Annotated in this window: 8 protein-coding genes; 3 read left to right on the top strand and 5 right to left on the bottom strand. The window is 29.9% G+C overall.

Annotated elements, in window-relative coordinates; translation table 11 throughout:
• Positions 1 to 100: 100 nt before the first annotated feature.
• Positions 101 to 490: an acyl-CoA thioesterase gene (locus Q0C58_RS02700; protein ID WP_290697150.1), complete on the bottom strand. Its 390-nt coding sequence runs from the start codon at positions 488 to 490 to the stop codon at positions 101 to 103.
• 91 nt (positions 491 to 581) lie between these two features.
• Between Q0C58_RS02700 and Q0C58_RS02695 the strand changes: the two genes are divergently transcribed.
• The 3 genes from Q0C58_RS02695 to Q0C58_RS02685 all read left to right on the top strand — a co-directional run bounded on the left by Q0C58_RS02695 (position 582) and on the right by Q0C58_RS02685 (position 3,043).
• Positions 582 to 1,211, top strand: coding sequence for an NAD(P)H-dependent oxidoreductase (locus Q0C58_RS02695; protein WP_290697132.1), 630 nt, complete (start codon positions 582 to 584; stop codon positions 1,209 to 1,211).
• 78 nt (positions 1,212 to 1,289) lie between these two features.
• Positions 1,290 to 1,751, top strand: a complete 462-nt coding sequence (locus Q0C58_RS02690; RefSeq protein WP_290697129.1) for a thioredoxin family protein — start codon at positions 1,290 to 1,292, stop codon at positions 1,749 to 1,751.
• A gap of 98 nt (positions 1,752 to 1,849) precedes the next feature.
• Positions 1,850 to 3,043 carry a DegT/DnrJ/EryC1/StrS family aminotransferase gene (locus Q0C58_RS02685; RefSeq protein ID WP_290697127.1) on the top strand — a complete coding sequence of 398 codons (1,194 nt, stop codon included), beginning with the start codon at positions 1,850 to 1,852 and terminating at the stop codon, positions 3,041 to 3,043.
• Between the two features lie 114 nt (positions 3,044 to 3,157).
• Here the strand turns inward: Q0C58_RS02685 and ribB are convergent, their stop codons facing one another.
• From ribB to Q0C58_RS02665, 4 genes are all read right to left on the bottom strand, one after another.
• Positions 3,158 to 4,309 carry a 3,4-dihydroxy-2-butanone-4-phosphate synthase gene (ribB, locus tag Q0C58_RS02680; protein WP_290697119.1) on the bottom strand — a complete coding sequence of 384 codons (1,152 nt, stop codon included), beginning with the start codon at positions 4,307 to 4,309 and terminating at the stop codon, positions 3,158 to 3,160.
• A gap of 109 nt (positions 4,310 to 4,418) precedes the next feature.
• On the bottom strand, positions 4,419 to 6,932 hold the full coding sequence (locus Q0C58_RS02675) for an LptF/LptG family permease (RefSeq protein ID WP_290697116.1): 2,514 nt from the start codon (positions 6,930 to 6,932) through the stop codon (positions 4,419 to 4,421).
• Positions 6,933 to 6,941: 9 nt separating this feature from the next.
• Positions 6,942 to 7,583: an outer membrane lipoprotein carrier protein LolA gene (locus Q0C58_RS02670; protein ID WP_290697113.1), complete on the bottom strand. Its 642-nt coding sequence runs from the start codon at positions 7,581 to 7,583 to the stop codon at positions 6,942 to 6,944.
• Positions 7,584 to 7,629: 46 nt separating this feature from the next.
• Positions 7,630 to 8,544: DNA translocase FtsK (locus tag Q0C58_RS02665; protein ID WP_290697110.1), on the bottom strand; the 915-nt coding region annotated here is incomplete at its 5' end.

Below are 8,544 nucleotides of genomic sequence, written 5' to 3'. Positions count from 1 at the left end.
CAACTCTCCAGTAGTGTCTCATTGGTATTACCCAAATGCGAGTGCAAATATAGATAGGTTTTTAGTTCTATTCAAATAAAAAATAGAATTTTTTTTAAATTTATCCTAAAATTGAAATTGGTTTCATTTGTGCGTTGACTGCCACAAACTTAAAGTAGCCTGTTACTGTTAATTCTCGCTTGTAGTTGTGCATGTGCTCCATATAAATATCAACTTTTACGGTACAACTTGTATTTCCTACTTTGTGAACTCTAGCTACTAGTTCTATAATAGTGCCTTCGGGAATTGGTTTTTCGAAATCTATTTTATCTGTAGAGATGGTTACCACTTTTTTTCTGCTAAATCTAGTAGCACATATAAATGATGCTTCATCCATCATGTGTAATGCTGTTCCACCAAATAAAGTATTGTAATGATTTGTTGTATTTGGAAAAATGGCTTTAAATATTCTTGTTTCTGATTTATTTATTAATTCTTGAGTTGATTCCATAAACTATACTAATATTATTTTAATTTATAAGGCTTTGTAGTTATTATTGCGAATGTAATCCTATTTTTGCAGAAAGTTATAATACTATACTATGATGGTAATTGAAGCGTTAAAATGGCGTTATGCAACAAAATCTTTTGATAAAAACAAAATGGTTTCTAAAAAGAAATTAGATGTTTTATTGAATGCATTTAATTTGACAGCAACTTCTTATGGTTTGCAACCTTTAAAATTGCTGGTTATTGAAAATAAACAATTGCAAAAGGATTTAGTTGCTTACTCAATGAATCAAGAACAAATTGCTCAAGCTTCTCATATTTTGGTTATTTGTATTGAAACGACAGTTGATAAAAATTTTATAGAAAATTATTTTGAATTGGTTAAGTCTATTAGAAATACACCTGATGCTACTTTAAATCCTTTTAAAACTTTTTTAACACAGGATTTTGAAAGTAAATCTCAACAAGAGATCAAAGATTGGTCTATAAAACAGGCGTACTTGGCGTTAGGTAATTTATTAACAGTTTGTGCTTTAGAAGAGGTGGATGCTTGCCCAATGGAAGGTTTTTTACCAAAAGAGTATGATAGGATTTTAAATTTAAAATCTAAAGGATTAGAATCTGTTTTACTTTTACCTATTGGTTATCGTACAGAAAATGATTACATGGCTGACCTTAAAAAAGTGCGTAAAAATATAGATGACAGTGTTATATTTTTATAGCGTAATATTTTCGGCAAGGTTGTTGGTATGTTATATATTTGTTATACTGTTGTAATGTTTTAAGGCCTATTTTTTATTATGAAAAACTTATTATTTATTTTTTGTTTCTGTATTTCTTTACAAGGATTTTCTCAAGATGAAGACTATTCGAACCTTAATTGGTTAACAGATTTTGAGTCTGCTAAAAAAGAATCGACCTCATCTAAAAAACCAATATTAATGTATTTTACAGGAAGTGATTGGTGTGGACCATGTAAAATGTTAAAGAAAGATTTTTTTAATACAGATGTATTTGAAGAAAAATCTAAAAATTTTGTTTTACTAATGGTAGATATGCCAAGAAGGTTAGATATAATTACTCCAGATCAAAAAAAGAAAAATAAAGTATTAGTAGAGAAATATAACAAAAAAGGAGGTTACCCAAATTTAGTAGCACTAAATGATGATATGAGAGTGATTGGAGAGCTTTCAGGCTATACTTTTTTAAGAGAAACAGATAGACATTTTGCTTTTATTGAAACACTTATTAAAAAACACTAGAGTTCTTTAACTATAAATAGAAGCCTCTTAAACTTTGGTTTTAGAGGCTTTTTTTATTTTAAAAATTGAACTATTTTTGAAAAACTAAAAAAATATATATGCCAGGATTTGAACGCTTTGGAGATTTAGAAAGAGAAGAATTACAAGATGTCTTAGATAATGGTGTTTTGATGCGTTATGGTTTTGATGGTATGAGAAATGGCCATTGGAAAGCTAAAGCATTAGAAAATGAATTAAAAAAAACTCTTGAAAGTAATTATGTACAGTTAGTATCTAATGGAACATCTGCTGTATCTGTAGCTTTAGCAAGTGCAGGTGTTGGAGCAGGAGATGAAGTTATTATGCCTACATTTACTTTTGTTGCTAGTTTTGAAGCAATATTACTGTTGGGAGCAATACCAATTTTAGTAGATATAGATGCTACTTTAGGGTTAGATGCTAAGGCTGTTGAAGCTGCTATTACTCCAAAAACAAAAGCGGTAATGGTAGTGCAAATGTGTGGTAGTATGGCTAATATGAATGCTTTATTACAAGTTTGTAATACACATGATTTACTATTAGTAGAAGATGCTTGCCAAGCTATTGGTGGACGTTACAACAATAAACCTTTAGGTAGTATTGGTGATTTAGGTTGTTTTTCTTTCGATTTTGTAAAAACTGTAACTTGTGGAGAAGGTGGAGCTATAATTACCAATAATAAAGAATACTATACAAATGCAGACCATTTTAGTGATCATGGTCATGACCATATTGGTAGTGATAGAGGAGCAGAATCGCATCCGTTTTTAGGATATAATTTTAGAATATCTGAATTGCATGCAGCAGTAGGATTAGCTCAAATTAAGCGCTTGCCTGAGTTTTTAGAAGTTCAGAAAAAAAACTATACTATATTAAGAGATGCTCTTTCTGAAATTTCTGAGGTTACTTTTAGAACAGTTCCAGAAGGAGGAGAAGAAAGCTATGCTTTTTTGAATTTCTTTTTGCCAGATTTGGAAACATCGAGAAAAACGATTGTTAATTTTAAAGACTATGGAATAGATGTGTGCTGGAATTATTACGATAATAATTGGCATTATGTTAGAAAATGGAATCACTTAAAAGATGCTAAGTCTTTATTCCCTTTATCCAAAGAAATAAAAGATTCATTAAGCTTATTAAGTGAAAAAACTTTTACTCAAAGTGATCACTATATTGGTAGAAATATTTCCTGCTTGATTAAATTATCATGGACAGAAGAGGAGGTTAAATTACGTGCACAAAAAATGAAAGAAGCTATTCTAAAAGCACTCTAATAAAAATAGTAGGACTGTTTTGTTACTAATTTAAATATTGCAAACAAAAGTTTGATATAGCGCTTTAAACTGTTAAGACATATCTATAATTTTCTTAGACATAGTAAAATAAAATTAGTAATTTACATACTCTACAATCTCTAACCCATAACCAATTATTCCAACACGTTTTGTTTGTTGCGAGTTAGAGATTAATTTTAGTTTATAGATATTTAAATCGTGAAGTATTTGTGCTCCAATACCAAAGTCTTTACTATCCATTGCAATAGCTGGAGCTTTAGCAATTTTACTTTCGGTTTGATTTTCTTTTAAAATATCTAGACGCTTTAGTAAGTTTAGTGATTGTGCTTGTTGATTAATAAATAGTATCGCGCCTTTTCCTTCTTTATTTATTACACGAAACATATCGTCTAACTTTTCATCTGCATTATTTGTAAGCGTTCCTAAAATATCATTATTAACTAAAGTAGAGTTCACCCTAGTTAATACAGGCTCGTTAGTTTTCCAGTCTCCTTTAGTAAGTGCAATATGTACTTGGTTATTTGTAGTTTGTTGGTAAGCACGTAATCTAAAATTACCAAAACGTGTTTCTATATTAAAATCTTGTTTTTTATCTATTAAAGAATCATGATCCATTCTGTAAGCCACTAAATCTTCTATAGAAACCAGTTTTAAATCGAACTTTTTAGCCACATCAACAAGTTGCGGTAAACGTGCCATTGTACCATCTTCATTCATTATTTCTACTATAACTCCTGCTGGCTGTAAGCCTGCTAGTCTCGCAAAATCTATTGCAGCTTCTGTGTGTCCTGTTCTTCGTAAAACACCACCTTTTTTAGCTACTAATGGAAATATATGTCCAGGTCTTGCTAAATCGAATGGTTTTGTATTTTTATTTACTAAAGATTTAATGGTTAAAGCTCTATCACTTGCCGAAATTCCAGTAGTAACACCTTGACCTTTTAAATCTACCGAAACCGTAAACGCAGTCTCCATTGGATCTGTGTTGTTTGTTACCATCATATGTAAACCTAAATCTTGGCAACGTTCTTCGGTTAAAGGCGCGCAAATTAAACCACGACCATGAGTAGCCATAAAGTTTATCATTTCTGGAGTTACTAACTCTGCAGCAGCAAGAAAATCACCTTCATTTTCTCTATCCTCATCATCAACTACTATTATTACTTTACCAGCTTTAATATCGTTAATTGCTTCTTGAATTGTGTTTAATTTAAACGCCACTTTTGGTTCAGTTTTAGTAATCATAGTAATACCTTTTATACTGCAAAGATATTGCTTAATTCTGATTTTTTTATTTGAAAAGAGATTTGATTTTTCTATTTACTAATAGAAAGAATAAGAGCTTGTGATTAGTCTATTTTAATCTGCTTTTTATAAAGTAGAAAACACTAACTATAATTGAAACAATACTTAATTGTATTGCTGCCGTAGCATATTGTAATAATTTATTATTAGCAAACACAAAATGAAGTATTACAAGAATTATTGCTAATATTAAAGTTCCAATAGATGCTTTTAAAAGTGTTTTATCTTTTATAGCTTTAGTTGAATTAGATTTGCTTTTTTTCTCAACAGCATAGTTTTTATTCTGTTCTGAAGCGTTCAAGCTTTTATTAGTTTGTTTGCTTTTTATAAAATAAAATGCACTTACAATTAATGATACTATACTTAACTGCACTGAAGCCATAGCGTATTGAGGCAACTTATTATTAGCTAGTATAAAATATAATATTATTAATACTACTGCAGAAATTAAAGTACCAATTAAGATTTTACTGAATAATTTACGCTCTTCATTAACAGTAATACTATTATTGGTTTCTATAGTTTTAGTTGTGTTTATTTCTTCTGGAGTGTCAATTGTTTCGGTAGAAGTGTTTTTGCTAAATTCGATAGCATTTAAATCTTTTTTAATCTGATTTTTTTGAATAAAATAGAAAATAAAGTAAAGTGGTAAACCAATAAATGAAAATAGAATACCATTAATACTATTGTTTTTGCCTAAGTGCTTGTATAGGTTTGTATGTTTAGAAAAAGATTTTACCAATGCAAAAACAAAAATGGCGAAAGCAATTATTCCAATCACATAAATTGAGTTACCTAAAATAGCTTGCTTGTTATTTACTAAAACAGCTGCTAAAGCACATAAAATTAAAGAAATAATATATAAAATTAGTGCCAGTTTTGAATCTTCAACATAGTTATTCCTTAAAGTTGTAGCTTCTTCTAAGAAATCATTATTTAAATGTCCAGCCATTTTAAGTTCTTGTCTTGTGATGCCTCTTGAAGTTAACACTGAAATAGCTGTGTTTTTATGCTCTACAGTGTAATCGAAGTCTCTATAATCTTTTACAATGGCTATTAATTTACTATCGTCTAGTTTTTGTATAATATCATATGCATTAGAGTTAACATTAAAAACCTTTGTACTAAATTCTGTTTTCTTTGTTTTAATTTTAAAGAATCTTTTTAGTGGTTCTAATAATCCATCTGTATCAAATAATCCTCGGTCTTTAGTTGCTCTTGTTGTTAGAAAAATACTTAAAGGCAACATTATTAGTGTAGAAAACCAAGCTGCTAAAGCAGGATTAAAAGAGCCGTCTTTAGCACTGTTTTTAGCAAAAATACCAATAAAGTGGTAGCTTAAAAAAATTACAATAGCTATAACCATTGGTAAGCCTAAACCACCTTTTCTAATTAAAGCACCTAAAGGTGCACCAACAAAAAATAAGATGATACATGCAATTGCTAAAGCAAATTTTTCGTGTAAGGCCATAATGTGCCTATTTAACCATCTATTACTAACTTTAATATTAGATGTTTTTGCCGTAACAATTTGTTTTGTACTAGATACAGCGTTAATTGCATAATCTAGTAATTGTACTTTTTGTTTAGTGTTAAATAGATCTATAATGTTACCTGTGTAAATAGTATCTTTTTTAGTTTCTACAGAAAGATTTAATGTAGTAATATTTGTTCTATTGTATAAGGCCTCTCCAAACTTATCAAACTCTTTTTTACGTTCTATAATTAAAGAGTCTGCTGTGTAACTTAAATCACCAACGGCAAGCATACTGTACTTATTATCGGTGTTTTTTTCGTTTAAATCTACTGCGTTAAGTTGCGATAAATCTATATTCATTGTATATTCTACAAATTCACTTTTTAAAAAAGGTTTTTTTTGTTTATCTACATTCTTTTTTGGAGGTGTATCATCATAATAATAACCATCAAAAAGAATTAGTTTTAAAACCTCAGAATTTTCAGCACCTATTAATTCTCCAGTTTTTGCAATAATTGTTTTATGATTGCCAGGTAGTCTGTCTTGTCCTTGATGTATAACAACATTTTCTAAAAACTGTCCGCGATCACCAGTTTTATTGGATACTTTTATATTAAAGTTATCTCCAATTTGATTAAACTGTCCTTTAGCAATGAATTGTTGTGGCTTTAATTTAGCTATATTTTTACGTAAATTAAAACTTTCGTATTCTGCTCTTGGTATAATATTGTTACTAAAAAAGAATGTGAGAATACTTAAAAATACTATAAAAACACTTAAGCTAGCCATAGCGCGCTGTAAGGAAATACCTGTGGATTTCATGGCAGCAAACTCATAATTTTCGGCAAAATTGCCAAAAACCATAATAGAAGCGAGTAGAATTGTAAGTGGTAAAATTAATGGTATTAGCGTAGGAGTAATGTAAAATAGAAATTTTAAAATCGTTATTACATCTAAATCTTTACCTGCTAACTCTTTTATATAGAGCCAAATAGCTTGTAATACAAAAATCAGCATGAGTATTATAAACACGCTGATAAAAGTTTTTAGATAAGAAGTTAATATGTATCTATCTAATATTTTCACTAATTGTTACTAATCTAGTTTATTGATGAAGTAGTCTTTATACTTACTTTCGTCAAATGTAAACAAGGTTTTTGAGATAGGCTCGTTTGTTTTAAAAGAATTAACAGTTAGTGTTGTTTTAGTTCCGTTTTTTCCAATTTCAATAAGATTGTAAATATGTTTAGTTTCCGCATCTATACCTAAAAGAATGTATTTCATACTTGCGTTAGAATCCATTGGAGATAATTTTACATATTGAATTTTTCTACCCTTTACGTTTTGAACAATATCCATTTTTGAAGTATAGCCATCTTGGTAAAAAGACAACATTTTACTAGGTGTAATAGTGCCTTCTTCGTCTCCTGTTTCTGTAGAAATAGTTACCTCTTCATCTTCAGGGCTAATAGTATATAACTTTTTACCATCAAAAATTTTGGTAACACCAAGAATGTTTAATTTGTATTTATCGCCTTGCATGGTTACGTCTCCACGAGTTTCTTGATTTATGTTTTCGGATGCATTATTTAAAACATATTTAAAGTCTATTGCAATATTATCGTAACCTTTTACTTTTGCAGATACTTCGTTTAATAGTGTTTTTGCTTTAGCATTATCTTGTGCAAAAGTTAAACCTGAAATTATTAAAGCTAATACAAATACTAATTTTTTCATTTTTAAATTTAATTTTAAAGTTTCCTTGTCAAAGGAAATCTAATTTTTATTGACCTTCGTTTGCTAATAATTGATCGAGAGCAACTAAATCTATTACTAATACTTGTCTTGCTTTACTGCCTTCAAAACCACCAACAATACCAGCAGCTTCAAGTTGATCTATAATTCGTCCTGCACGATTGTAACCTAATTTTAATTTACGTTGCAATAAAGATGCAGAACCTTGTTGTGCTGTTACAATAATTTCAGCAGCTTGACGAAACAGTTTATCTCTATCATCAATATCTACATCAAGACTCGTGCCACCTTCTTCACCAACGTACTCTGGAAGTAAATAAGCGTCTGGATATGCTTTTTGACTACCAATAAAATCAACTATTTTTTCAACTTCTGGTGTATCAACAAAAGCACATTGTACTCTAATCATGTCGTTTCCTTGCGTATATAACATATCTCCACGACCAATAAGTTGGTCTGCTCCACCTGCATCTAAAATGGTTCGAGAATCTATTTTACTAGATACTCTAAAGGCTATACGTGCAGGAAAATTGGCTTTAATTATACCTGTTATTACGTTTACAGATGGTCTTTGCGTTGCAATAATTAGGTGAATACCAATGGCACGTGCTAATTGTGCTAAACGTGCAACAGGCGTTTCTACTTCTTTTCCAGCAGTCATAATTAAATCTGCAAACTCATCGACAACTAGTACTATATATGGTAAGTACGCATGTCCATCGTTAGGATTTAATTTGCGATCCTTAAATTTTTTGTTGTATTCTACAATGTTACGACATAGTGCGTTTTTAAGCATTTCGTAACGGTTGTCCATCTCTATACAAAGTGAGTTTAAAGTATTAATAACCTTAGTGTTATCCGTTATAATAGCTTCTGCTTCATCTGGAAGTTTAGCTAAATAATGGCGTTCTATTTTATTGAAAAGCGTAAGCTCTACTTTTTT

The sequence above is a fragment of the Lacinutrix sp. genome (assembly GCF_023299985.1).
Taxonomy (GTDB): Bacteria; Bacteroidota; Bacteroidia; order Flavobacteriales; family Flavobacteriaceae; genus Lacinutrix.
The sequence above is the reverse complement of the archived record's forward strand: the minus strand, read 5'-3'. Positions and strand labels throughout refer to the sequence as shown.